At 57.2% G+C, this 26,110-nt stretch carries 19 protein-coding genes and 1 tRNA gene; 16 read left to right on the top strand and 4 right to left on the bottom strand.

Translation table 11 applies throughout. From position 1 onward, the window contains the following. Window positions 1–7: 7 nt before the first annotated feature. From ACWHVV_RS16230 to ACWHVV_RS16180, 11 genes are all read left to right on the top strand, one after another. Complete coding sequence (locus ACWHVV_RS16230; protein WP_447927141.1) at window positions 8–1,444, top strand: aldehyde dehydrogenase family protein; 1,437 nt, start codon at window positions 8–10, stop codon at window positions 1,442–1,444. A gap of 118 nt (window positions 1,445–1,562) precedes the next feature. Next, entirely contained in the window at window positions 1,563–1,916 is a 354-nt protein-coding gene (locus ACWHVV_RS16225) for a hypothetical protein (protein ID WP_447929175.1), read from the top strand. A gap of 28 nt (window positions 1,917–1,944) precedes the next feature. Further along, window positions 1,945–3,111, top strand: a complete 1,167-nt coding sequence (locus ACWHVV_RS16220) for an acyl-CoA dehydrogenase family protein (RefSeq protein WP_447927140.1) — start codon at window positions 1,945–1,947, stop codon at window positions 3,109–3,111. Continuing rightward, the gene (locus ACWHVV_RS16215) at window positions 3,108–5,249 is read left to right on the top strand and encodes an acetate--CoA ligase family protein (protein ID WP_447927139.1); all 2,142 of its coding nucleotides are present in this window, start codon (window positions 3,108–3,110) and stop codon (window positions 5,247–5,249) included. Before ACWHVV_RS16220 ends, ACWHVV_RS16215 begins: the two co-directional genes overlap by 4 nt. Then, window positions 5,246–6,031, top strand: coding sequence for an aldolase/citrate lyase family protein (locus ACWHVV_RS16210; RefSeq protein WP_447927138.1), 786 nt, complete (start codon window positions 5,246–5,248; stop codon window positions 6,029–6,031). The genes ACWHVV_RS16215 and ACWHVV_RS16210 overlap by 4 nt, the downstream gene beginning before the upstream one ends. Window positions 6,032–6,182: 151 nt before the next feature. Next, window positions 6,183–7,205 carry an ABC transporter substrate-binding protein gene (locus ACWHVV_RS16205; protein ID WP_447927137.1) on the top strand — a complete coding sequence of 341 codons (1,023 nt, stop codon included), beginning with the start codon at window positions 6,183–6,185 and terminating at the stop codon, window positions 7,203–7,205. Window positions 7,206–7,611: 406 nt separating this feature from the next. Further along, a complete protein-coding gene (locus ACWHVV_RS16200; protein WP_447927136.1) occupies window positions 7,612–8,637 on the top strand; it encodes an ABC transporter substrate-binding protein in 1,026 nt (341 codons plus the stop codon). A gap of 37 nt (window positions 8,638–8,674) precedes the next feature. Then, the gene (locus tag ACWHVV_RS16195; RefSeq protein ID WP_447929174.1) at window positions 8,675–9,523 is read left to right on the top strand and encodes an ABC transporter ATP-binding protein; all 849 of its coding nucleotides are present in this window, start codon (window positions 8,675–8,677) and stop codon (window positions 9,521–9,523) included. Beyond that, entirely contained in the window at window positions 9,520–10,293 is a 774-nt protein-coding gene (locus ACWHVV_RS16190) for an ABC transporter permease (protein WP_447927135.1), read from the top strand. Before ACWHVV_RS16195 ends, ACWHVV_RS16190 begins: the two co-directional genes overlap by 4 nt. 48 nt (window positions 10,294–10,341) lie before the next feature. Further along, on the top strand, window positions 10,342–12,573 hold the full coding sequence (locus ACWHVV_RS16185) for a cytochrome P450 (protein ID WP_447927134.1): 2,232 nt from the start codon (window positions 10,342–10,344) through the stop codon (window positions 12,571–12,573). A 147-nt stretch (window positions 12,574–12,720) separates the two neighbouring features. Next, window positions 12,721–13,713, top strand: coding sequence for a porin (locus ACWHVV_RS16180; protein WP_447927133.1), 993 nt, complete (start codon window positions 12,721–12,723; stop codon window positions 13,711–13,713). 1,006 nt (window positions 13,714–14,719) lie between these two features. Here ACWHVV_RS16180 and ACWHVV_RS16175 read toward each other — a convergent pair. Further along, window positions 14,720–14,796: transfer RNA gene (locus ACWHVV_RS16175), tRNA-Met, on the bottom strand. Between the two features lie 273 nt (window positions 14,797–15,069). Here ACWHVV_RS16175 and phbB point away from each other — a divergent pair. Beyond that, window positions 15,070–15,816: an acetoacetyl-CoA reductase gene (phbB, locus tag ACWHVV_RS16170; RefSeq protein WP_447894423.1), complete on the top strand. Its 747-nt coding sequence runs from the start codon at window positions 15,070–15,072 to the stop codon at window positions 15,814–15,816. Between the two features lie 77 nt (window positions 15,817–15,893). On the opposite strand, the gene ACWHVV_RS16165 is transcribed toward phbB, so the two are convergent. After that, window positions 15,894–18,722 (bottom strand): DUF349 domain-containing protein, encoded by a 2,829-nt coding sequence (locus ACWHVV_RS16165; protein WP_447927132.1) that lies wholly within the window; start codon window positions 18,720–18,722, stop codon window positions 15,894–15,896. A 194-nt stretch (window positions 18,723–18,916) separates the two neighbouring features. Between ACWHVV_RS16165 and minC the strand changes: the two genes are divergently transcribed. From minC to sbcB, 4 genes are all read left to right on the top strand, one after another. Then, window positions 18,917–19,657: a septum site-determining protein MinC gene (minC, locus tag ACWHVV_RS16160; RefSeq protein ID WP_447927131.1), complete on the top strand. Its 741-nt coding sequence runs from the start codon at window positions 18,917–18,919 to the stop codon at window positions 19,655–19,657. Window positions 19,658–19,836: 179 nt separating this feature from the next. After that, entirely contained in the window at window positions 19,837–20,655 is an 819-nt protein-coding gene (minD, locus tag ACWHVV_RS16155) for a septum site-determining protein MinD (RefSeq protein WP_447927130.1), read from the top strand. After that, window positions 20,652–20,903, top strand: coding sequence for a cell division topological specificity factor MinE (gene minE / locus ACWHVV_RS16150; RefSeq protein ID WP_447530032.1), 252 nt, complete (start codon window positions 20,652–20,654; stop codon window positions 20,901–20,903). Before minD ends, minE begins: the two co-directional genes overlap by 4 nt. Before the next feature lie 131 nt (window positions 20,904–21,034). Then, window positions 21,035–22,531, top strand: coding sequence for an exodeoxyribonuclease I (gene sbcB / locus ACWHVV_RS16145; protein ID WP_447927129.1), 1,497 nt, complete (start codon window positions 21,035–21,037; stop codon window positions 22,529–22,531). A 22-nt stretch (window positions 22,532–22,553) separates the two neighbouring features. On the opposite strand, the gene ACWHVV_RS16140 is transcribed toward sbcB, so the two are convergent. Beyond that, window positions 22,554–25,415: an insulinase family protein gene (locus ACWHVV_RS16140; RefSeq protein WP_447927128.1), complete on the bottom strand. Its 2,862-nt coding sequence runs from the start codon at window positions 25,413–25,415 to the stop codon at window positions 22,554–22,556. Continuing rightward, complete coding sequence (locus tag ACWHVV_RS16135; protein WP_447927127.1) at window positions 25,415–26,101, bottom strand: SOS response-associated peptidase; 687 nt, start codon at window positions 26,099–26,101, stop codon at window positions 25,415–25,417. Before ACWHVV_RS16135 ends, ACWHVV_RS16140 begins: the two co-directional genes overlap by 1 nt. Between the last annotated feature and the right edge of the window lie 9 nt (window positions 26,102–26,110).

The raw sequence follows: 26,110 nt of genomic DNA, 5'->3' as shown, positions 1-26,110 counted from the left end.
AGGTGGCGTGGAACTGCATCGTAATTATATCGACGGCGAATGGGTAGAATCCAACGAGGTAGTGGTCAATCGCAACCCCTCCGACCTGGATGATGTGGTCGGGGAATATGCGCTGGCTGATACCTCTCAAACGGATCAGGCTATCGACGCTGCCACTCGCGCTTTTCCAGCGTGGTCAGCCAGTTCGCCTCAGGTTCGCTTTGAGGTGCTGGACCGAATCGGCAGCGCATTATTGCAGGCCAAACAGGAGCTGGGGCGAGTGTTGGCCAGAGAACAAGGCAAGACGCTCGCCAATGCTATCTTCGAAGTAGACCGTGCGGCCTATACGTTTAAGTTCTTTGCTGGTGAAGCCCTGCGTATTCCCGGCGAGCGAATCGGCTCCCTGCGTGCTGGGGTGGAAATCGAGGTGACCCGTGAGCCGCTGGGCGTGGTGGGGTTGATCACCCCTTGGAATTTTCCGATTGGTATTCCCGTTTGGAAACTGGCTCCGGCTCTTGCTTACGGTAACTGCGTGGTTTTAAAGCCCCCGGAACTCGTGCCGGGTACGTGCTGGGAGTTGGCCCGAATCATCCACGAAGCAGGTTTGCCGGCTGGGGTTTTTAACCTGGTCATGGGGAAAGGTCGAGTAGTAGGCGAGGCCTTGCTGAACTCGCCAAAGGTCCATGGGATCAGCTTCACCGGTTCTCAAGGCGTGGGTCAGCGTATAGCGGCGCAAGCAGTGGCGACCCATAAAAAGGTGCAGCTGGAAATGGGCGGCAAGAATCCGCTTGTCGTGTTGGATGATGCCGACCTGGACGTTGCCGTCGAGGCAGCAGTGGATGGCGCGTTCTTCTTTACGGGCCAGCGCTGCACCGCTTCTTCTCGATTGATTGTTACCGATGCCATTCATGACCGCTTCGTGCAGCGACTCAAGGCGCGCATGCAGCAGCTACAAGTAGGGCATGCCCTGGATCCGGATACCATCATCGGTCCCGTGGTCTCCGAAGACCAACTCCAGCAGGACTTGAAATATATTGCCCTTGGCTGTGAAGAAGGCGCCGAACTCACCGGCGGCGAGCAGCTAGAGGGGAACACTCGCGGCTACTACCTGACCCCGGCGCTTTTTACAGGTACGCGCAATGACATGCGCATCAATCGTGAGGAAATCTTTGGTCCTGTCGCAACGGTGATCCAGGTAGCAGACTACGAAGAAGCCCTGGCAGTGGCCAATGACACCGAATTTGGACTGGCCTCTTCTATCTGCACGACATCCCAGAAACACGCTAGCCACTTTAAACGCCACAGTCAGGCGGGCTTGGTGATGGTGAATCTACCTACCGCAGGCTTCGAGTATCACGTGCCCTTCGGCGGCAGCAAAGCCTCTAGTTACGGACCTCGTGAACAGGGGCGTTATGCTCAGGAGTTTTATACCACTGTCAAGACAACCTATTGCCGTCCGCTTTAGATTAATAAAAAAACATGGCAGAAGACCGGCTTTGCTGAATACGAGATTATCCCGTGGCCCATCTTCAGCGATCCGCTTTTGGCATGAAGGAAGCGGATTGGTGGTGGCCCACTAAGAACTGCGGTCACCGCAGTATGCCCTTGTTGACAGGTTCGGTAATGAACTCAATAACAGTGGCGCAACGTTCAACCAGTGCATCTGCCAAGCCGTCAATTTTGATACAGCGGACAGTGCACACTACTTCTTAATGGGCACTCGCTACTTCTCCCCGAAGACGGTGCCATTACTCATGCGGTCTATAAAGGGGCGAATTACTGCCTTCGAGGAAGATCGCTACAAAATTGAAGCGCAGCATCAAAAACTTAGAGAACAGGCACGGCTCGTTCAAACCGCGATTGTGGCCGATCAGGGATTGATTCAGTTTCGACGGCTGCTGGAACAGCGGGTCGAGCAAGAGAGCGCTCGAGATTGATGCTCATCTTCCCAATGGAGGCTTATCGATGATTCGCGATACACAAAGACTCGAGCAATTGCTCACCGACACTCGCCGCTGGGTAAAGGAACGGGCCATTCCTTTTGAGGACCAGGTGGCAGCGGATGATAAGGTCCCCGAGGAACTGGTGCAGGAGATGCGCGAGTGGGGAATGTTTGGCTGGAGTATTCCAGAGGAGTTCGGTGGTGCAGGGCTTACCACGGAAGAATTGATTCTGGGGGCCTTGGAACTGTCGCAATGTTCTGTGGCTTTTCGCGCCAGGGTCGGTACCAATACCGGTATTGGTTCGGAAGGCATCGTTGCCGACGGCACCCAAGAGCAAAAACGTCGTTACCTGCCCCTTTTGGCCAGTGGCGAACTTACTGGCGCGCTAGCCGTTACCGAGCCAGAGGCGGGTTCCGAAGCCACTAATATCCAGACCAGTGCTCGTCGTGATGGGGACCACTATATTCTTAGAGGTACGAAGTGTTACATCACGAACGCTCCCATCGCTGGACTGTTCACCGTTTTGGCCCGCACCGACCAGAACAGTAAGGGGCATAAAGGCTTGTCCGCCTTTATCGTCGAGCGCGATACCCCGGGGCTTTCCACGGGGTCTGCCTATCGCAAAATGGGGCAGGCAGGTTCTCCGGTGAGCGAAGTGCATTTTGAAGGTTGCAAAGTGCCCGCGGCTAATCTTATTGGTGGTGAAGAGGGCGCAGGTTTCAAGACCATCATGAAAACCTTGAACAAGCAGCGTATTCATTTGGCTGCATTGTCGACGGGGCCTGCCATGCGAATGTTGAACGAGACAATCGCGTTTATAAGTAAGCGAGAACAGTTCGGCCAGCCGATCGCAAATTTTCAGCTGGTCCAGGCGATGCTTGCCGAATGCCGCACCGAAATTTTCGCAGCTCGCTCCATGATTCTGGATACGGCTCGAAGCAGGGATCAAGGCGAGGACATCGCTTTGGAAGCTTCCATGTGCAAGTACTACGCAACCGAGATGTGCGGCCGCGTTGCAGATCGCTGCGTACAGATGTTTGGGGGGCACGGCTATATTGCGGACCACTCTTCCATCGAGCGTTGGTATCGAGACGTTAGATTGTTCCGACTCTACGAGGGCACCAGCCAGATCCATCAGCTGAACATTGCCAAACTCACTCTTAAAGAGGCGGAGGCGCAAAGCCAATGAATCTCGAATCATTGTTTAATCCGCGTTCGTTGGCCGTCATCGGTGCTTCTCAGAATCTTGGTTCCATCAACGGCCAACCCATCGCCCACCTGCAATCAAAAGGCTATTCCGGGCAGATCTATCCGGTAAATCCTCGCTATCAGGAAGTGGCCGGGTATCGGTGTTACGCGGACGTTGCCTCCTTGCCCGAAACCCCGGACGTGGCAGTGATCGCGGTAGCAGCCAAACGCGTGCCCGAAGCCATGCAAGCGTTGGGGGAAAAGGGAACACGGTTTGCTGTGATCCTCACCTCCGGATTTGCTGAGGCCGGGGATGAAGGGCGTGCCGCTCAGACGGAAGTGGCAGAAATTGCGCGTCGTTACGGTGTGCAGGTATTAGGGCCCAATTGCCAAGGCTACATGAATATTTCTGATGGGATACATGTAGGCTTCGGCGCTCCCTACGCGATGAGCTTTCCCAAGGGGGGAGTCAGCCTGACCTCACAAAGTGGTGCTTTCGGTAATTCCATTCTAATGCTGGCCAGTGACGAGGGCCTGGGATTTCGACGCTATATCTCCACCGGCAACGAGTCAGTGACTACCACGCTGGATATCTTCGAGGCCCTGATCGATGATCCAGAGACGCGGGTGATCACGGGGTATGTAGAGGGCTTTCAGGACGCCCGCCGGTTAGTGGAGATAGGCAGGCAAGCATTACGCGCTAAAAAGCCCATAGTGATTTGGAAAGTAGGAACGTCTGAAGCGGGCGCCAAGGCGGCAGCTTCGCATACGGCTAACCTGGGTGGCGCGATGGCACTGTACCGCGCTGCTTTTCAACAGGTCGGGATCATCGAAGTCAATGACGTTGGCGATCTGGCTGACTGCGCTAAAGCATTACTGCCAGGGCGGCTTCCTCAGAGCAACCGAATGGCCGTAGTCACCATTTCCGGTGGTGCTGGCATCGCCATGGCCGATCGGGCCGCCGAGGTCGATCTCGATCTACCTCAGTTGGCTCCGCAAACAGTAGCGGCACTCAAGGAGGTGCTGCCTGATTTTGCTGCCGTGGCTAATCCGCTGGATGTTACCGCTGCTTTACTGACCGACTCGCAACTGCTCACGGCGACACTGGAGCAACTGGCGAATGACCCCAATGTCGATATGATTGCTTTGGCGCTCGCCGCCGCTAGCGGAACGCAGGCCGCCGAGCTGGCAAAAGAAGTCGTGCGTATCTCAGAGCAGCGTCGTATTCCAATTCTTGTCGCTTGGAACGCTGACAAGCGTACCAACGCAGAAGCCTACAAGATCCTGGATGAGGCTAACATTCCCCGCTACGGTTCGCCGGTGCGCTGCGCTAGAGGCGCAGGCGCGCTATGGGAATACGCCAAGGCTATAAAACGCCTGAACCAACATGAGAATGAACAAGCGTTGCAGCTCGAGCGCCCGAACGTCCGGAAAATGTTGGCCGGTCAACATCATGATCTGACTGAGTTCGAATCCAAGCGGTTACTGACGCAGTACCAGATTCCGGTGACCCGAGAGAGCCTGGTTACCTCGCGTGAGGACGCGAAACGTCTAGCGTTGGAGATTGGCCTGCCTGTGGTCATGAAAATCCAGTCGTCTCAAATCTCCCACAAGTCCGAAGCCGGGGGCGTAAAGGTCGGCGTTTCGAGCATCGAGGCCGTGGGTGAAGCCTTCGACGAAATCATGCGCAACGCCGCCAACTATGCCCCCGGTGCAGCGCTGGATGGGGTGCTAATACAAGAGATGTTGACTGATGGTACCGAGCTCATCGTCGGGGCTCTCAATGACCCCTTGTTTGGCCCGGCGGTCATGGTTGGCTTCGGCGGCGTGTTTGCAGAAATTACCCGGGATGTCAGCTTCCGCCTTGCTCCAGTCACTGCTATAGAGGCTCGACAGATGATTGGCGAGCTAAAGGGTTTTTCAATTCTCGACGGCGCTCGCGGTCGAGCCAAAGCCGATGTACCCGCCTTGGTGGAGCTGGTGACACGAGTTTCGGGCATGATCATGGACTGCTCTGATGAAATCGCCGAGCTCGATATCAATCCTGTATTTGTCCGCTCGATAGGTGAAGGCGTCTGCGCGGGAGATGCCTTGATCAAACCCAAACAGCGTTTTCAAGCGGAGGGAGTGACGACATGAAAACTCCCGTGAATCACTTTAAAAAAGCGCTCCTGGAGCATCGTTCTCAGACGGGGCTATGGCTGTCTCTTGCAGATACGTACGCCGCCGAGGTAGTAGCCGGTAGCGGCGCCGATTGGCTACTCATTGACGGTGAGCATTCACCGTTAACCATCGATAAAACTCTGACCATGCTGCAGGTGTTGGCTGGCTATCCGGTAGCCCCGGTAATACGACCATTGTGGAATGACATGGCACTGCTCAAGCAGCTACTGGATGCAGGCGCGAATAGTTTACTACTCCCTTATGTGCAAAGTGCTCAGGAAGCCGCCCAGATCGTGAGCTGGACTCGCTACGCGCCGCGCGGCGTTCGCGGTATGGCCAGCGGCGCTGTTCGTGCCAGTCGTTTCGGGCGGATGAGCGACTACATCGAGCGTTGTGAACAGGAGCTCTGTCTGATAGCTCAGATCGAAACGAAGCGTGGCTTGGACTGTCTGGAGGAAATAGCAGACGTTGAGGGTATCGATGCTCTGTTCATTGGACCCGCCGACCTCGCCGCTGACATGGGGTATGCAGGTCAACCCGGGCATCCGGAAGTAGTAGCGGCGGTAGAAAATGCCTTACGACGTATAGCGGCAGCCGGTAAAGCGCCCGGGGTGTTGTCCGTGGATCTCGATCTGGCCAAGCGCTATGCCGAAGCGGGCTCGGTGTTTACTGCTGTAGGCGTCGACCTCGTCATGCTGGCGCAATCGAGTGAACATGTTGTAGCGGAGTTTAGAAACCATTCCCATTCGGCTCTTTGATTAGCGAGCACCTTATTGCAATAAGCAAGTAGGTCGGGCAGTGCCCTCTGCGCTGTAGCCTGACGATATTAGATGGAGAACGCCAAGACCCTACTGGATTGATATTGGACACTTCGTGTGCCAGCTCAACTATAATAAATGGAGCCATAAAATGAATATAAAATCGTTCCTTTTACCTCTCGCCGTTACTGCCGTGATCACGGCGGCACCCCCTGTGTTATCCGACTCCCCTCATGCAGGCGGCGCCGAGTTCCGCTTTCAGGTGTTTGAGTCCACCGGCGATATGCTCTATCGGGTTATGGAGAACAAGTTCTGTGAGCAATATGGTCTGGAGTGTCGCGGTGTGCGTATCGGGGCCGGGCCGGCAGGTATTCAGGCCTTATTGGGAAGAAGCCTGGAAGTAAGTTATATCACCACAGATGCGGCGGTACGTTCTATAGCCGGTGGTGCCCCTGTACGCATCGTCCATGGTATTGGTGATCGTGTACCGTTTTATCTGGTGGCGCGAAGTGGACTGGAGCGGCCTAATGCTTCGGAAGGGTTTCCTGCCATCATGGAGGATCTAAGGGGTAAACGCATTGGCGTCACTGGTCGTGGAGCCGGTACGGAATTGATCGCTCGCTTGTTGTTGCGTGAAGCGGGTATGTCAGAGAACGATGTAACGTTTGTGGCCGTGGGGGGGCCGCCAACAGCTTACGGATCATTGGCCTCAAATCAAATCGATGCTGCCGTCATGGTGCCTCCGCTAGCCGAAATATGTGATCGTTCCACCGTCTGCGATACGCTGGTTAATTTACCCGAGAATGAGAGTATTGAGGCCATCAACACCTTGAATGGAGCGGGTATCGTGGCCTTAATGAGCGAGGATTATATCGAGGATAATCCTGAGATAGCGAATGCTTTCTTGGCTGCTTCTCAAGAAGCCGCTGACTGGATGGTAAATCCGGAGAACTTTGAAGAGCTTTATGCCATTGCGCAAAGGAATATTAATTTAAAGATTGCTGATGCTGACGAAATTCTTCGTGAAGCCCTACAACGTCAGTTAAAAATTACAGAGGTACAGATCAGTTCCTCGGCATTAGAGGCTTACGTAGATATGCTTCACGATATGGGATTGATTTCCGATAGGCCCTCTTTGGATCACATCAACTCTGAAACAGCGTTAATTCATTAACCGAATTCGAGTTTATGTTGATGTGAAATAGAGTGCCGCTCAGCTACAGCCAAGTTTTTAAGACGACGAGTATCAGCAAGTTTTATTTTGGAAAGTGCATGACCTCTTTTAAGAATAACTCGGGTTATGTGCAAACTAATACGTTCACGTCGAGATGGGGCTGACAGCTCTTCTGGCTAGCTAACGCTGTGATGATGCAATAGAGCCAATAGATTCTGGGCAATTAGGGGGATGTTCTTGCTTCTTTTTATAAGCAAAGCTGAATAACTCATTGTAAAAAGCGGCTAGACCGAATAATCCCCTGGTGTTGTAATCAAAAAAAAGCGGAACAAACACCGCAGCCGCTTTAGCGAAAACCCCAAGTACTTTGATGCGCCAGCCAATTATAACAAGATGGAGAAGCCAAGTGAGTATACGAGTTTTCTGTACCGCCCTTTCTACCGCTGCCGTACTAACGGCGGCGCCCCCTGCGCTATCCGAGACGCCCAACGCCGGTGGTGCCGAGTTCCGCTTTCAGGTTTTCGAGGCCGCTGGTGATTTGGTGTACCGGGTCATGGAAGAAAAATTCTGTGAGGATTACGGCCTGGAATGCCGGGGTGTGCGCATCGGAGCTGGGCCTGCCGGTATACAGGCGTTGATTGGCAACAGTCTTGAAGCGAGCGTCACGACGACCGATGCGGCTGTCCGCGCTATTACAGGGGGAGCTCCTGTAAAAATTATTCACGGCATTGGTGACCGAGTTCCGTTCTATCTGGTGGCGCGAAGTGGGTTGGAAAGGCCCAACGCCGAAGCGGGGTTCCCTGCCATCATGGAAGACCTTGAAGGTAAGCGGATCGGCGTTACCGGTCGCGGCGCTGGTACCGAATTGATTGCTCGTTTATTGCTGCGTGATGCAGGCATGTCGGCGGACGATGTCACTTTCGTGGGTGTAGGTGGACCGCCTACCGCTTTCGGCTCCTTGGCTTCGAATCAAATCGATGCGGCCGTCATGATCCCGCCGTTAGCAGAAATCTGTGATCGCTCCGACATCTGTGAAACGCTGTTATATCTGCCCGAGGACGACAGTATCGATTCAGTCAACGCCCTGAACGGCTCCGGTATCGTGTCACTCATGAGCCAGGAATATATCGATAATAATCCCGAGGTGGTCGAGGCTTTTCTGGCAGCCGTACAAGACACCGTGGCTTGGATACATGAATCCGAAAACCTCGACGAGTTAAATGCTATAGCTCAAAAGCACGTTACTCTGAGGATCCCTCATGCTGATGAGATTCTACGCGAGGCGGTAGAGCGTCATGTACCCATCGTTGACGAGCAAGTACGTCCCGACGCGATAGAGGCTTACGTGGATATGCTCTACGACATGGATTTGGTGGCCGAAAAGCTCCCGGTAGATCAACTGATATCCAACCTGGCACCGACCCCTCAGTGAGGGCGATCCATCTTGGAGATTTAGGAGTAGCGTGAATATGAATGCCGCGATGATGAATACCGTGAACAAGATCCAGCCCCAAGCGTCGCAAGATACTTTTACCAAGCCCGCCGCCGTCGCTTTGAGTGAGGCCACTATTCGCTTTGGTGAGGTGACTGCCTTTCAAGATGTTAGCTTGACCATTCGCCCGGGTGAGTTCGTTTCAATAGTAGGCCCTAGTGGTTGTGGAAAAACGACCATCCTTAATTACATCGCTGGCTTGCTACCCACACAGGTGCTTACTGGAGGCTCTATCGATGTTCTTGGCGAAACGCCCACCACGGGTAATTCTCACCTGGGGTACATGCTTGCGCGTGATAGCTTGTTGCCTTGGCGAACTGCCTTTGGCAATGCCGAATTCGGCATGGAAGCACGTGGTATGGATAAAACCGAGCGCCAAAAGCGCGCCCACGAACTACTGGCCAGAGTAGGTCTCAAGGAGTTCGAGAAGTCCTACCCCAAGATGCTCTCTCACGGTATGCGACAGCGGGTGGCCCTGGCGCGCACTTTCTGTCTGGATGCTGAAGTACTCCTGATGGACGAGCCCTATGGAGCTTTGGATGCCCAAACAAAGTTCCAACTCGAAGAGCTGCTGATGGATTTATGGCAGGAGTCTCAACGCACCGTACTTTTTATAACTCATGATTTGGCTGAGGCAATCGCCTTGGGCGATAGAGTAATAGTAATGGCGCCGCATCCTGGCCGAATTATCAGTGATATCGAAATCGATCTGCCACGCCCCCGAAACCTGCGTGCGCTGCAACGTGATACTCGTTATCACGAGCTTTACCGACATGTCTGGAGCACTTTGGAAGAAGGGTTCGAGAAAAAAGGAGAGCAGCAATGAATACCAGAGAAAAACGTCATTCTCCTTGGGTGATTCTTGTCAGCCAAATCATTGTCGTGGGTGGCCTGATCGGTGTATGGGAGTACGGAATGCAAGTGGGGTGGGCCTCGGCTTCCTTGTACGGTCAGCCCAGTGGGATTTGGACAGCACTCATCTACGGTTTGATCGACACTAACGAGCTATGGCGCGAATTGGGTTGGACCATGCTGGCAGTACTGATTGCCTTTGTGATTGGCGCTGGAGCAGCACTCATTATCGGTATGTTGTTCGTTCTATTTCCTTTTGTCGAAAAAGTAATGGAACCCCTTCTTGCAGCACTCAATGCCATGCCGCGCATTGCATTGGCACCATTATTGATTCTTTGGTTTGGTTTGGGAATGGGATCCAAAGTGGCAATAGGTGCCAGCTTAACCTTTTTTATCGTATTGCAAAGCGTTACAGCGGGTGGCCGTGGCGTTAATCAGGATCATATCACCCTATCGCAGTCTCTAGGGCTCAAGCCGCTGGAGTCGTTTTGGAAAATCATCATGCCAACGGCGGTGCCAACCGTCTTTGCAGGACTGCGTTTGGGCTTGATGTACGCCCTGCTGGGGGTGGTGGCCGGCGAAATCATTGCCTCGGAACACGGTCTGGGTCAGCGGGTTGCTTATTTGACCTCCAGCTTTGATATCAATGGCGTATGGGCCGTCGTGTTCGTGCTCTCACTAATAGGCATGGCGCTATCGTGGTCCCTTGGGGCCCTGGAAAACCGTTTATTACGCTGGCAGTGAACTCTTGCTAACGTTTCGCTGCCTTTTCTTATATCCAGAGGTGATCGCATGATTACAAAAACTGACGCGCGCACGCCGGATTCGATGAGTGAAACTTCGATAACCAGACTGTCTTTGAATGAGATTAATCTGGGGGCCATCGATACATTGATGCGCGATGACCGACATGAAATTTTCGCCAAGCTGAGAGCCGAACGCCCGGTATCCTGGCATCACCATCCGGACTCGGGGAGTTCTGGCTTTTGGGCGATTACCCGCTACGACGATATTGTCGAGGTCAGTCGTCAACCGGAACTGTTCAGTAATCGTGATGGCATCCAGGTTCAGTTCGAAGATGATACGCTCCATGCCGGTAAAGCCTCCATGATCGAAATGGATCCACCAAAGCACAGCAACTATCGGCGTATCGTCGCGTCGGTTTTTTCATCCATGGGGGTGGCCAAGCTGGAGGATCAGATTCGTGCACGTGTAAACAAAATTCTCGATGATTTGGAAGGACGCGACGAGATAGATTTCGTTGAAGAGTTCGCAACGCCCCTACCACTGGGGGTTTTCTACGACCTGATGGGCGTGCCGCATGAAGATCAGCGGCGAATGCTCGAACTGGCCGACCGCACCTTTTTCTCCTCGGATCCGCGCTTCGGTGGCGATGCCAGCGGTATCGCTGAAGCAGGTCGCGAAATTCAGGCTTACGGTCGTTGGTTGGCGGAGCAGCGTATGAAGCACCCCTCAGATGATCTGATGAGTGCTTTGGTGCATGCTGAGGTGGACGGTGAGCGACTTGATCTCGATGACTTGGGCGCCTTTTTCGGTTTATTGGGCGCGGCTGGAGCAGATACTACCCGTGCTTCACTCACCTATGGGTTGGAAGCCCTGACGCAGTTTCCCGACCAAAAGAAGCTACTGTTGGAAGACCTTGATGGCAGGCTTTCCTCGGCCACCGAGGAGATGATTCGCTGGGCATCAGCCACCATGCATATGCGTCGCACTGCTACGTGTGATACCGAAATTGCAGGCCAGCTGATCAAGGCCGGAGAAAAAGTGGTGTTATGGTTTATCTCCGGTAACCGAGATGAGACGAAGTTCGACGCGCCTCAAGAGTTCGATATTCTGCGCGATCCCAACCCTCATATGGCCTTTGGTATGGGTGGCCCGCATTTCTGCCTGGGAGCGCATTTGGCACGTCTCGAGATTCACGTCGCCTTTAGTGAGCTGCTTCGTCGTTACCCGGATATCGAAGCAACAGACAGTGTCTCCCGGCTTCGGAGTACTTTTATCAACGGTCCTGGCTCCCTGCCAGTACGCCTGAATGCCCAACGTGAAAAAACTATTCAAGTGCGAGTGAAGCGACTCGAAAACACCGCCGAGGACATTCGTTACTTCGAGTTGGAAAGTCTGGACGGCCGTCCTTTACCGGAGTTCGCGCCCGGAGCACATATCGACGTTCACGTTGGCCCCGATTTAGTGCGCCAATATTCGCTTTGCAATGCGGTGGGCGATCGCTATTACTCAATCGCGATCAAACGCGAGCCGGAATCGCGAGGGGCGTCCAGAGCGATGCACGAGGATATTGGCGAGGGGGATCTTCTGACAATTGGCCCTCCAAGAAATAACTTTGAACTACAGGCCGGGGCGGGGCACTACGTCCTCGTGGCTGGGGGAATCGGTATTACGCCACTACTTTCCATGGCCCGACACCTTGAGGCAATGGGTGCCTCCTTTGAACTGCAGTACTTCACTCGCTCGGATAAGTACACGGCTTTTCGAGACATATTAAATTCACCAAAGTTTTCGGACCGAGTCACCATACACCACGGGTTAGAGCCTGATGACGTTCGTCAAACTTTAAAAGAGCGGCTGGGAGTACACCCGGATGATGGCCATTTGTACCTGTGTGGACCTCGGCCCTTCATGGATATGGTGGAAGAGACTGCGCTAAACGTTGGTTGGCTGCCCGAAACAATACATTTGGAATACTTTGCCGCTGATCAGTCGGTGCTGGAAGGGCCCAAGGGTGAGTTTACCGTTCATCTGGCGCGTAGCGGTATCGATGTAGAGGTCACTGCTGAGCAATCCATCGTGGATGCCTTGGCCGATCACGATGTATATCTGGACACGTCGTGTGAACAAGGGGTATGTGGCACCTGCATCGTCAACGTGATGGAAGGCGAAGTGGATCACCGCGATGCCTACCTGAGTGCGCAGGAGCAGGATGCTGGCGATCAGATGTGCCCTTGTGTATCTCGTGCCAAGGGCAAGCGCCTGGTTTTGGATCTGTAGAAGCTCACTTTAGCGTGTTCGTGCAAGAGCGAACACGCTTTCTTAATGTGCATTTTACCCTTGATCATACGATTGACGTCGATACTCACTTACCGGAGTAAGGGTAAGTCATGCGCAGTAAAAGCACGTCAAATTAAAGGCATGACAATGACAACTACAAAAAAATTATCACTTGGGATGGTGTTTTCCGCTCTCTGCACCGGACAGGCCATGGCTGATAACGCTCATGAAGGACCTCAGTTCTCCGGTCTTCTGACAGGAGGTGCCCTCAAGGTCGAAGATCGTGACGTCGATGTGTGGGCGTTTAGGGCAGAGGGGGGCGTGGGTGGAAACTATACTGTCAACGATGGACTACGTGTTCGCTACGATTTGATTGCTGATTTTGCCAATGCAGTCAATTCCGTGGATGATCAAACGTGGGCGCCTGGCGCTCATGCACAAGATAATGGTGAGATTTTTATTCGCACTGCGCGCATCGTGCTTTTGACGGAATATGGTGGTTTTGGCATCCAACCTCGTGTGCCCTCTGGTTTTTGGCACCAGATTTATAACAATATAGATACTTTTGAATACAATCGGCTTCATGGTCAGACGGGACAAAACGCTATTTTTGGGCAGGCGGAACAGGGCAATAATGCGCTAACTTACGGCTCTCCAGTATTTGGCGGCTTCCAGGTCATTGGAGCGGTATTGAGTACGGATGCTTACAACCGAAGAGATGCCGATGTCGTCACTGGACGTTTGGTCTACAATAAAGATGCTTTAAATTTTGGGGTCGGCCATACCCGGATCGATACACCTTTAGGCGATAGCTACGATCTTTATCGCACCTCATTGGGTGTCGGCTATGACTTTGGCGCTATCCAGCTGGGAGGTGTTTACGAGCATAATGATGATCGTGTGAAAACAGCAGAGCGTAGTTTTGATGCATGGGGAGTAAACGCGTCTACCCAATTGACGCCATCCTGGTCGATGTCACTCGGTTATTCAGAGAATGATAAGCCCAACAAAGTTAGCAACAGCGCTGTAACAGGTATTGTACGTCATCATTTCAGCGAAGAAGTTTATGCTTTTTTAGAAGTAGCTAATTATGACAGTACCGATGACAACGTCGCTACAGGAATTAGCATCACCTTCTAAAGCTCTCTTCGCATCAACGTAGGCTTTACTGTTTGGCTCGATAGGGAATCCTATCGAGCTTTTCTTTTTTTAATAATAGCTTATAAGTTGAAGGCTGCTGCGGTAATCGACATTAGACTAAGGTCGTAAATGTGCTATAATGACGTTTCTTTGGAAAATCAAGAGAGGTGCATTATCGTGTTCACTAATATACTGTCGAATATTTCTTCCAGCACAATAAAGCGTTTTGGCTTAAGTTTTTATCGATTTCTCGAGCAAGTGGGAGAAAGAGCGTATCGTAAAAATGAGTTCTATCTTATAAACCGATACGGAATATAAGTAGCTCTTAATCGTTAATAGCTGATAAAGCTGCTTTTTTGCTTCGCAGGCTTTTTCAGTACGAGCTTAAAGTGCAGTTCGATGAACTCACTTGTGATTCCAGTCGTGTTTCATCATTTAGCACCTTGAATAGCTCGCTGAAGCTGTAAGCCTGATGGCGCTCTGAAGAGCCGCCACCAACGGTATGCCGAAAGGTATCTGCTCTACATCGGCACTTGGTGCCTCTGATTATAAGCGACTCGGCAGGCTCGCCGAAGCCCAACACTCTGGGCCCGCTTTAGGTAATCCACCTGATCTCCCGTAGAAAAGCTGGTTTCAAGCTATTATTTGGTGACGTCTTTCAGCCGTTCATGGCCCAGGCAACGCTCAATGTATACTTGTCCCATGCACCATTTTTCTTTTCAAGCGCCTTAGCCACTTTACATTGATGGCTTCCATGCTCCATTTTTGGGCATCTAGCTGTAGTAGGCCACCTCGGAGATACCACACTTCCTTGATGATCCGGGAGTCGTTGTAATATGGTTTTTCAATCTTGTGTTCCATTGCTATCCTTTTGATAAAAAGAAGAATTTTAGCAATTCGCACCCTGGTTTTAGAGGATGGCTAGACAAGCAGCTTTCCTTGGAACACCGTCTCATATACAAGCAAAAAAGCCGCTACCTTTCGGTAACGGCTTTTTCGTAGAAGATGGTAGCGGGGACCGGATTTGAACCGATGACCTTCGGGTTATGAGCCCGACGAGCTACCAGACTGCTCCACCCCGCATCAACGTGTGGCGTATTCTACGCATATTTGGGCCCGCGTCAATGGTTTATATAAAGTTTTCCTGTTGAAGCCCGTTTGATTCATCGTGCTGCAACATTGGCGTAGTAACGCTATGCTTTTAAGACGCCTTGCAAAGCGCGGGTGTCGAGGAAAAGAAGATAACAACACGGTGCGCGATAAGCCGACGCGTTTATGCGCCAATTTAGAGTGGCTTGCGGCGCTACGGGCGTTTACGTTTGGTGCAGGCCATTTGTCATATCAGGGAGGTAGTCAATGGCTAATCAACCCCAGGTTGCTTGGGTGACGGGCGGAACGGGTGGCATCGGTACGGCGATTTGCCGGTCGCTGGCCGAGGCAGGGTACCAGGTCGTGGCCGGGTACCGAAATCCGGAAAAAGCCAAAACGTGGCTGGAGAGCCAAAAAGCCGACGGTTTCGACAACATCGCGCTTTCCGGTGTCGATCTATCGGACTACCAGGCGTGTATGGACGGCGCCCGGGAGATCACCGAAACCCACGGTCCCATCAGCGTGTTGGTGAACTGTGCCGGCATCACCCGGGACGGTACGTTGAAGAAGATGGACCAGGCGCAGTGGAGCGAGGTCATCGATACCAACCTCAATAGCGTGTTCAATACCTGCCGCAGTGTCATCAATCCCATGCTCGAGCAGGCGTATGGGCGCATCATCAATATCTCCTCCATCAACGGGCGCAAGGGCCAGTTCGGCCAGGTCAACTACGCCGCCGCCAAGGCGGGGATGCACGGCCTCACCATGTCGCTGGCTCAGGAAACGGCCACCAAAGGCATTACGGTCAATACCGTCTCCCCCGGCTACATTGCCACTGATATGATCATGAATATCCCTGAGAAGGTGCGCGAGGCGATTCGCGAAACCATTCCCGTGAAGCGCTACGGAACGCCGGAAGAGATCGGCCGGCTGGTCGCGTTTTTGGCCGACCAACAGTCGGGCTTTATCACCGGCGCCAATATCGATATCAACGGCGGCCAGTTCATGGGCTAGTCGCGGGCATAGCGTCCGCGCGGGCGCCCGCGTATGACAAGCGCAAATAAAAGGGGGAGGCCAAAAGCCTCCCTTTTTTAGTGCTCGCCTGGTGCGCCAGGCGAGGGCGTGGGCAGTTGTGCCAGATGGCCCAGCAGGCTATCGAGCTCTCCGGCTTCGCGTTGCCAAATCTCGTTCGGCATGGGGCCGAGCGCTAAAAGGGCCTCGAGAATGGCCTGGGTCTCTTCGGCCTGACTGCGCTCGCCGCTCAACCCTTCGTTCAAACGCTCGACCTGAATGGCCAGGCGCAGCGGCTCGTCCTGGGGTTTGACGCTACCCACCGCCAGTAGCGAAAGGTGAACGCGAAGCTTCGCCAGCGCCTCGTTGACCGCCTGGTGTGCCTGGTGAGAAAAGGGCTGGGCGTTGCCGCGCGCGGCGTTGCGCCGCTGGTGGGCTTTCAAAAACGCGCCGGAAAGCGGTGCCCCCAGGACGTCAGCGGCGTCCACCGGGGTGGCGGCTGACTGCTCGAGGGCGGCCTGGTCGGCGGCCAGGTGCGCCTTGATCAGCGGCGTAAGCGCCTGCCACTGATCCACGATGGCCGTCACTGCCAGGCGGCTCAGCCGGTCGCGCCGAGCGCGAACGATTCCACTCAAGCGGCGCTGCATCCCTTCGCTTCGCCGGTTGCGCGGCAGCGGCTCCAACTGTTGGGCGCGTTGAATGAAAGCCTCGAGGGTGGTGGCGTCATCGGCTTTGGCGGGCTGCCAGCTATCCATTTCGTCGATGAGCGTCTGCATGTCGTCGAGCTTCTGCTGCTGGCGGGCCGCTTGCTCGTTTTTATGCGCGTCGCGCTGGGCGAAGAGCTGGTCACAGGCGTGGCGGAAGTGTTTCCAGAGCGCCTGCTCCTCGCCCTTGGGCGCCCGGCCCAGGCTTCGCCACTGCTGCTGAAGCGTCTTGGCGCGCTGAATGCGCTCGTTGAGCGGCTGCTCGGCGTCGTGTAGAAGCGCCTGAACCTCCTCTATGAGCGCCCGCTTTTGCGCGGCGATCTGCTCGGCGCGTTGGTCGATCAGTGCCTGCAGTCGGTGGCGTACCTTGCCAAAGCGCCGGCCCACCGCTTCCGAGGCCTCGCGCGGGACCGGGTCGTATTCGCGCCATTGGTGGCGTGCCTTGTCGCGAATTTCGCGCAGCACGTCCGGGTCGGCGTTTTCAGAGGGTTGCTCGCAAAGCGTTTCGAGCTGTTCGCAGAGCTCTTCGCGGCGGCGAAGGTTGGCGCTGCGCGTCTGCTCCAGCGTCTCGCGCCAGGGGGCCAGGCGCTCGTGGATACGCTCCGATGCGTGACGAAAGCGCGCCGCAAGCTCGCGGCTGGCCGCCGCGTCGCCCAGCGCCTTCCACTCCTTGACGAGCTGGCGGTGGCGGCGGTCCAGCGCCGGCTCGGCCATGTAAGTATCGTCGGCGAGCGCCTCGATGCTCGTACAGAGCTGTTCGCGCTTGGGCCCGGCCACGAAGCCGCGCCAGTCGCGAAGCTCGGCCAGCTGCGCGCCCAGGTGCTTCAAGCGCGCCTTGAGCGGTTTGGCCTTTGGCGTGTCGAGCGCCTCGAGGGTGGGTTTCAGGCGCTGGTGAAGCCGACTGGCGCTTTTGAACGCGCCGCGCTCGAGCATGTGCTCGAAATTATCGAGCTCGGCGTCGAGCGCCTCCAAAGAGGGGGTATCCCGTTGGCTTTGTTGCTGGTCGAGCGCAAAAAGCTCGAGTGCGCGCTGTAGAAGCGCTGGTTTGGCCAGCGTCTCGGGCCAGGCAAGCGAGAACGTAAGCTCGGCAAGCGTCTTCAGGTCGTGGTTGGCCAGCGCCGTTTCGAAGGCGGACTGGTGGCTTTGCCAGCGCTGCCAGGCCTCCATGACGCGCTCGTACTCATCGAGTGCCTGGGTGTAGCGCGCCTGGGCGGTTTCCGGTGCGGCGTGCTGGTCGGAAAGTGACTGCCAGCGCTGGCCCAAAAGTTGGCGCTGGGCGCGCAGGCTGTCGATATCCTGAAGCGTTACGGCCTCGGCGTGATCGAGCCCGCGCAAGGTCTGTTCCAGCCCTGCCAGCAGCTGCTCGCGGGTGGTCTCCACTTCGTCGCGGCGAAGTTGGCTCTGCTGGCGGGCCTGCTCCTGGGTTTCGTGGTCGCTCAAGGTCTTGCGCGCGCCCAGGCTCGCGCGATGAAAGCGCTCCTCCTGGTCGGCGCTCGGCGGGTGTTCGAGCTTTCGCCATTCGCGCTCCAGATGGCGAAGGCGCCCGCCGTAAAGCGGCTCCCAGGGGGCGCCCGCCAGTTGCTCGAGCTTGGTTAAAAGCTCCTCGCGGCGGGCCTTTTGCTGATCGAGCCAGGCGCTGTCGTGGCGAAGTTTGTCCAGCTTTTCCCGCGCCAGGCGCATGACGTGGCGGTCCCGGCGCGCCTGTTTTAAAAGCCGCTTCAGGCTCTCTTCGTCTTCGATACGCTCGGCGGCCCGGTGGCGGACGCTGGCCACGCCGTTGTGGCACGCCTGGTGGATCAAATCGGCGTCGTCGGTCAGCGCGGCCAGGGCGGTCAGGCGCAAATCCAGGTTGTCGCCGCGCAGGGCAATATCGTTTAGCAGCGCTTTATCGGTCAGCGTAGCGGTAAGCTGACACCGGGTGTTGAGGCTGGTCTGGCCCTGGCGGCCGGTGAGCCGTTCGAGGGCGGCGTTATACCACGGGCCATTCTCGCCCTGATCGGGAAGGCGGCTGACCAGCGTCTCGATATCGTCCAGTGCCTGCAATGCGGCAAGCTGGATATCGGGTTTTGGATCATCGGCAAGCGCTTTCAAGGCCTCGCGCTGTTCTGATTGTTGTGGGTCCAGCTGATGGAGTGCCTTGAGGCGGACCTCGGCCTCGGGGTGCTGCCACCGAGGCGCGAACAGGCGTCTTAACAGTCCGTGCATGAATCATCCTGCAAGAAGGTGCGTCGCGTGAAAAAAATCAGCCGTCGGTGCTTTGGTAGTTGCAGTCACCGGCGCTGTCGCTTAGCTTTGCCATTGGTAATGTGACTTTGCGCCCAAAATCCAGCGGGCCTTCACATCCCCGGCGCGAGATTGCGCTACGATTATCTTACCTGAACATGACATGGAGTTCGGCCATGAGCCTCAATGCCGATAGTGCCGACAACGCCTTTACCTTTAAAGGCGGCATGCTGCCCATGACGGTCATGGAGTTAAGCAGTGCCGACCCCGAGCAGATCAGGCGTCAACTGGCCGGCAAACTCTCACAATCCCCCGCGTTCTTTCAGCATACACCGGTTGTACTGAGCGTGGAAAAGCTCGATGAACCGCACCTGGCCCTGGAGCGTATTTGCGCGGTGTGCCGCGACCACAAGCTTTTGCCGGTCGCGGTACGCGGCGGCCCGGAGCCGGTTCGCCAGTCGGCCTGGGCGCTCGGCCTTGGCTGGTTCGCCCCGGTCGAAGAGAGCCGAGCGCGAGCCCTTGAAAGCGTAGAGCCCACCAGCGCCCCGGTCGAACCCGCTATCGAGGCGGGCAGCGAACCCGTGGCGGTGGCGACCCGATTATTTCGCGGTACCGTGCGCTCGGGCCAACAGGTGAGCGCCGCCGAAGGTGATTTGATCGTCATCGGCGCGGTCAACGCCGGCGCCGAGGTGCTGGCTGCGGGCAGTATCCATGTCTACGGCGCACTTCGCGGTCGCGCGCTTGCGGGCATTCACGGGAATACCCATGCCGGCATCTATTGTCGCGAGCTCGAAGCGGAGCTTCTTTCCGTGGCGGGCAACTACAAGCGCCTCGAGGATATCGACCCGAAGCTTTTAGGCGCCGCCGCCCAGGTACACTTCTCCGAGGAGCAGCTCGAGATCAAACTGCTGGCGTAAACCTGGAATCGATACGCCGTTTGCCGTAGAGAGCGACGGGCGTAGCGACGTACAGGTTGCTTTTCGTTACAGTAAGGCCGTATTGATACGTCTACTGACTGACATTGATGTTCTCGTTGCGCGCGACGACGATAAAAATATCCCCCCGCGATGTAACGACCTCTTAAAGGAAATGACTCTTGGCCAAAATTATTGTAGTGACCTCAGGTAAAGGGGGGGTCGGTAAAACCACCAGCGCGGCGGCCATTGCCACCGGGCTTGCGCTGCGCGGCAAAAAAACCGTCGTCATCGACTTCGACGTGGGCCTGCGTAACCTGGATTTGATCATGGGCTGCGAGCGGCGCGTGGTTTACGACCTGGTGAACGTCATTCAGGGCGAGGCGGCGCTCAACCAGGCGCTGATCCGCGACAAGCGTGTAGAAAACCTGTTTATCCTGCCGGCCTCGCAAACCCGCGACAAGGACGCGCTGACCCAGGAAGGCGTGGAAGAAGTGCTCGAACAGTTGCGTAACGATTTCGACTTCATCCTGTGCGACTCGCCCGCGGGGATCGAGCGCGGCGCGCAGTTGGCCATGTACTTCGCCGACGAAGCGGTGGTCGTGACCAACCCGGAAGTCTCCTCGGTGCGCGATTCGGACCGTATTTTGGGGCTTTTGGGCTCCAAGACCCGCCGCGCCGAACAGAGCCTGGACCCGGTCAGGGAGCACCTGCTGATCACCCGCTACAACCCCTCGCGCGTAACCTCCGGCGATATGCTCACGCTCGAAGACATTCGCGAGATCCTGGCGATCAATTTGATCGGGCTGATTCCGGAGTCCGAGGCGGTGCTGCGAGCGTCGAACCAGGGCGTGCCGGTCACCCACGACGGCGCAAGCGACGCCGGTCAGGCCTACGCCGATACCGTCTCGCGTCTTTTGGGCGAAGAGATTCCGCTACGCTTTCATGAAGTACAGCGTAAAAGTCTTCTGAACCGCATGTTTGGGGGAGGTCGTCGATGAAACTGCTGGAATTCTTGAAGCGCGAGCGCAAGAAGTCCGCTTCGGTCGCCAAAGAGCGTTTGCAAATTATTGTGGCCCACCAGCGCAGCCAGCGTGGCCAGCCGGATTACATGCCGATGCTCGAGCGCGAACTTCTGGAAGTAGTGCGCCGCTACGTGCACGTCGCGGACGACGCCATTCAGGTGTCGCTGGACAGCGAAGACAACTGCTCGGTGCTCGAACTCAACGTCACCCTGCCCAAGGAGTGAGCGAGAGGGCGGCATGAAGTGAGTCGAGCAGGGTGGCGGGGCCGGGCATGACGACCCGTGCCGGGTTTGAACTTTTTTGTATAACGGCGTTGTTGTAGGCTGGCGGGATACGTTCACGGGAGTATCCGCACATGGCGCCAGCCAACGCCGCCCCTGCCAGTTTTCTTTGGCACGATTATGAAACCTTCGGCGCCGACCCGCGCCGCGACCGCCCCGCGCAGTTCGCTGCGCTGCGCACCGACGCCGACTTCAACGAGATCGGCGAGCCGGTAGAGATCTACTGCCGGCCCAGTGACGACGCCTTGCCACACCCCGCTGCTTGTCTGATCACCGGCATTACTCCGCAAAAAGCCCAGCGCCACGGCTTGGCGGAGGCCGAGTTCGCTGGCCGGATACAGGCGCTCATGGCAGAGCCGGGTACCTGCGCGGTGGGCTATAACAGCCTGCGCTTCGACGACGAAGTCTCGCGTCATCTTTTTTACCGTAATTTTCTCGACCCCTACGCCCGCGAGTGGCAAAACGGCAACTCCCGCTGGGATTTGATCGACGTGGTGCGTGCGTTTTACGCGCTGCGCCCCCAGGGAATCGAGTGGCCCAAACGTGAAGACGGCGCGCCGAGCTTCAAGCTCGAAGACCTGACCGCGGCCAACGGCATTGCCCACGAAGGCGCCCACGACGCGCTGGCAGACGTGCGCGCGACCATCGCGCTGGCAAGGCTTTTGAAAGCCCAAAACCCCAGACTCTTCGACTACCTGATGGGGCTTCGCGGCAAGCGCGCCGTGGCGGCCCAGCTCGATGTGGCAAGCGCCAAGCCGGTGCTGCACATCTCCCGGCGCTACCCGGCCAGCCGCGCCTGCAGCGCGCTGGTCATGCCGCTGGCCGAACACCCCACCAACCCCAATGGCGTGATCGTTTTCGACCTGAGCGCAGACCCCGGTGAGCTTACATCGCTGAGTGTCGAGCAGATCCGCCAGCGGGTCTTTGTCAGCCAGCAGGACCTGGCCGAGGGCGAGTCGCGTATTCCGCTGAAGGTGATTCACATCAACCGCTGCCCGGTGGTATTTCCCGCCACGGCGTTGAAGGATGTAGAAGGCCCCAAAAAGGGTGAGTACGGCGACATTCAGGCGCGCCTGGGGATGGATGTCGCGCAGTGCCGCGAACACTGGAAGGCGCTGCGCGCGGACTTGCCGGGTGTTGCTCAAAAAGTGGCCGAGGTATTCAACGCAGGCTTCGATGACGCCCCCCAGGACCCGGATCTGATGCTGTACTCGGGCAGCTTCTTTTCCGCGGCGGATCGCCAACAGATGGAGCGGGTCCGGGAAATGGCGCCCTGGGATCTGGTTGGTCAACGCTTTCCCTTTCAGGACCCACGGCTGGAGGAGATGCTGTTTCGCTTTCGCGCGCGCAACTACCCCGATACCCTGGAAGGCGAAGAGCGCGAGCAGTGGGAGGCGTTTCGCTGGGCGCGATTGAACGACCCGGCGCTTTCCGGCTTTACGCTAAAAGCCTTCGCTCGCGAAATCGAAGGTTACAACCAGCAGCGTTTGACCGACTACCAGCGCCAGGTGCTCGAAGAGGTGGTGATGTTCGTGGAGGCGATGCTGCCCGCTCAGGCGTTCGACGCCTGAGCGGGGAGGTCAAAGCGCCGCTTTAGGGCGCTTCGCGTTCATCGGTGGGCTCGGGGAAGGGCTCAAGGCTTGCCCGGTAGGCGGCGGTGTCGCTGGGGGTATCACCCGGGTCGAAGCGCACGTCCAGGGTGCGCGCCATAAGCGAAGGCCAGGCGGCGCGAATGTCATCGGCGCTTACCTCGAGTACCTTCTCGGCCATCGTTTCGCGGCGGTCGAAGCGAATCGGCGTGCGCGCGGTGGCCTGCCAGTAACGGTTGACCATGCCGGAAAGGCTCGTATCGCGCTGGGCGTAGCGGCTGGCCACCGCCTGACGGTGAGGCGCAAGCGTCTCGTCATCCAGGGTTTCAAGCTCGTCGGTGGCGCTTTCCAAAAAGCCCTCGATGCGCCGGGCGATCTCGTCGCTTTCGACATCCGCCGACTGAACGATAAAGGCAATGCCCGGGGCGTCCAGCAGCGGCGAATAGCTGGCGCTCACTACGTAGCCGAGCTGCTGCTCGGTGCGCAGGGTTTGGTAGAAAGCGGTATTCAGCCACTGGGCAATGACGATGAGCGCAGCCTGCTCGTCGTCGCTTTGGTCGCGCCCCTGAACGTAGCGAAGCACCAGCGACTCGTCCCGGGCGCTGTCCGGGTGGAGCACCGCGCCGCCCTCATCGATGGCCAACGGCGTTACATCCAGAATATCTTCGCGGGTCAGGCGCGGGCGCAGCGTATCGCGAATCAGCGTGGCCTGCTCCCGGGCTTGCCCGGCCGCGAGGTTACCCACCGCCATGGCGTCGACGTACAGCTCACTTAAAAAGCGCTCTCGAAAGTCTTCCAGGTGGTGGCGCTCGAGACGCTGGCTGGCCGCATACAGCGCGCGGCTATCCCACTGCGGTGTTAGAAGCGCTTCGCCCACCAAGCGGCCGGCCTGATTGTAGAGCGGCGCCTGGGGGGCGTTTTGCCACTCGCGCTGGAGCTGGTAGCGCACCCGTTCGAAGGTCTCGTCGGTGATCTCGGCGGTTTTCAACTGCTCGATCGCCTGCTCGATAAACGGCGTTTGGCCGTCGCGCCAGCCCGAAAACGCCAGCGTCATGCCCCGAGCGTGGGGGTAGGCGTCGAAGGATTGGCCCGCAAGCCAGGCAGGATACAGCGAGGTGCTCAAGCTATCGTTCAGCCAGCCCGAGAGCATACGCGTCAGCACCGCTTCCTCGGCAGAGTAGCTCGCGCTGGGGTGCTGAAGACTAATGCGCCACTCGACGCTTGGCGTGTTGAAGCGGCTATCCTGCATGTGCCAAGCGGTAAACGACGGCGACTCCAACAGGACGTCCGGCCTCTCGTCCTGCCCCTCTTCCAGGCTCAGGTCGCTGGCGATAAAGGGGTTGGGCTTGGCAAGCGCCAGCCCGCCAAGCGCTTCACCGCTCGCCTCGGGGGCGGGAAGCTTACGCCACTGGGTGTCGAACCAGGGCGAGACGGTATCGCTTTCGACCTCCGCCGCCGAGTAGATACGGATCATGTTGGCAGGGGTCAGCGCGTCCAGATACGCCTGTTGGGCGTCTCTATCCATGCCGTCCATACGGTAGGGGGCGTATTGAACGTCTTCGACCGGGTAGCGCGAAAGGCTCATGGCCAGGCGGGTGGCTTCGCCTTGCGGGTCGCCGTGCTGCTGAAAGCGAAACGCCTGCTCGGCAAGCGCGGCCTGCTCTTCGAAGCGCCAGTCCTCGATCCCCTCGCGTTTGATCTCGTTCACCGCGGCAAAGAGTGTCGCCTGAACGTCGTCGAGGCGCTCGGCGCCGCTTTGTGTCAGGTTGATGGACACCACGAACAGCGCGTGCTCGCCGTCGCCCCGGCCCACGCCGGCGCTAAGCCCGAAGGCCAGCCCCGCCTCACGCAGCACGGCCAAAAGACTGCCTTCGCTTTCATCGCCCAGCAGGTGGGCGGCCATTTGCGAGGGCTTGGTGCGGTAATCGCTGGTGGGGTCCGGCACCGGGAAGTAGAAGTTGAGTTGGCGGCGGTCCTCGAGGGATTGGCGCTTGATATAGATCGGTAGGTCATCGCTTAGCGCCAGCGGCTCGTCGATGACCGGCGCCTCAAGGCCGTTGTCCGGAATATCGGCAAAGCGCTCCACGACCCATTCTTCCAGCGTATCGAGCGGCTGCGGGGCGACCACGGCCAGGTTCATGACGTTGGCATCGTAGTGGTGGTGGTAAAAATCGATGATCCGGTCGCGCAGGCTCGTTTCGCCTTCCGGGGGGCTTGCCAGGGTCTCGCGGCTGCCCACGGCAAAGCCGGTGGTGGCGTTGTCCGGGTTCAATACCTGGTCGAGCACGTCGCTTTCCCGGCGCGAATCGTCGCGGATGCGTGCCCGGTACTCGGAGTGGACGATATTACGCTCGCTTTCGAGCTGGTCGGCGTTGAAAAGCGGCGAGAGGAAAAACGCGCTGAAGCGGTCGAGCGCCCCGGGCAGTGCATCCGGCGCCACGTCGAAGAAGTAGTTGGTGTCTTGCTGGGCGGTAAACGCGTTGTGCGAGCCCGCGTTGTTGGCAATGTAGCTCTGGTAGGCGTCGGGTTCCGGGTAAGGCTCGGTACCGAGAAACAGCATGTGCTCGAGAAAGTGGGCCAACCCCAATAAATCGTCCGGGTCCTGGGCGCTGCCCACTCGCACGTTCATCGAAGCGGCTGCCTTGTCGGCCTCCGGGTCGCTGACCAACAGCGCGTGCAGGCCGTTTTCCAGGGTCACGACCCGATAGTCGCGGGCATCGAAGGGGCTCGTGATCGGGGTGGTGACCTCGGCCACCGGCGTATCCTCAGCCCATAGGGCAGGGGCATACCCGGTCAGGCTGAGTACCATGCCGGCCGCGGCGTAGCGTAAGGTCAAGGCAGGGGCGGTAGGGTGTGGGCGTAACATTAAAACTCCTCGGGCGCGGTCCATCGCAGCATGGCCCCTTGCGGGTGAGCACAGGCAGCCGACTGGTTGGCGGGGTTATTGACACTCTTTGATACCGGAAAGGCGCCCAACAGTTCCAAAGGTGCCGGGGTCATCAGCGCGTGAAGGTGCTCTGACGAGCTTGCCGGGTCCAGCCAGCGATCCAGTGCCGAGGGTTCGATGACCAGCGGCAGCCGGTCGGTCAGCGTGGACAAGCAGACGTTGGCCGGCACGCTGATCAAGGCGGTGGAATCGGTAAACGCGGTCAGCGTGGTGTGGTAGCGACACCAAAGTGCCCCCAGCAGCAGCGGGGCACGGTCGGTCGCGGTGACCAGGTAGGGCTGCTTGCCGCCGGGGCGCTGCTGCCATACGTAAAAGCCGGTTACGGGGATGACGCAGCGCCTCGCGTTGAAGGCTTCTTCGAACATCGCCCGCTTGTCGAGCGACTCGGCCCGGGCGCAGTGCGGGGCATGGTCGAGCACCTTGAGCCAGGGCGGCGTTAGCCCCCAAAAAAGCGGCGTGTGGCGGATAACGCCCTGTTCCAGGCGAAGGGCCGATACCGGCTGGCGCGGCGCTAAATTGGGCGAACTAATGAAGGGGTCGCTTTGACTGAGTTCGGGCACCATGCGGGAAAGCGATAGGCGCTGCACGTGTAGGCGTCCCGTCATGCCTGTCTC

The organism is Vreelandella sp. EE27, from assembly GCF_968206495.1.
Note: the sequence above shows the minus strand (reverse complement) of the source record. Positions and strands in the feature narration are given on the sequence as shown.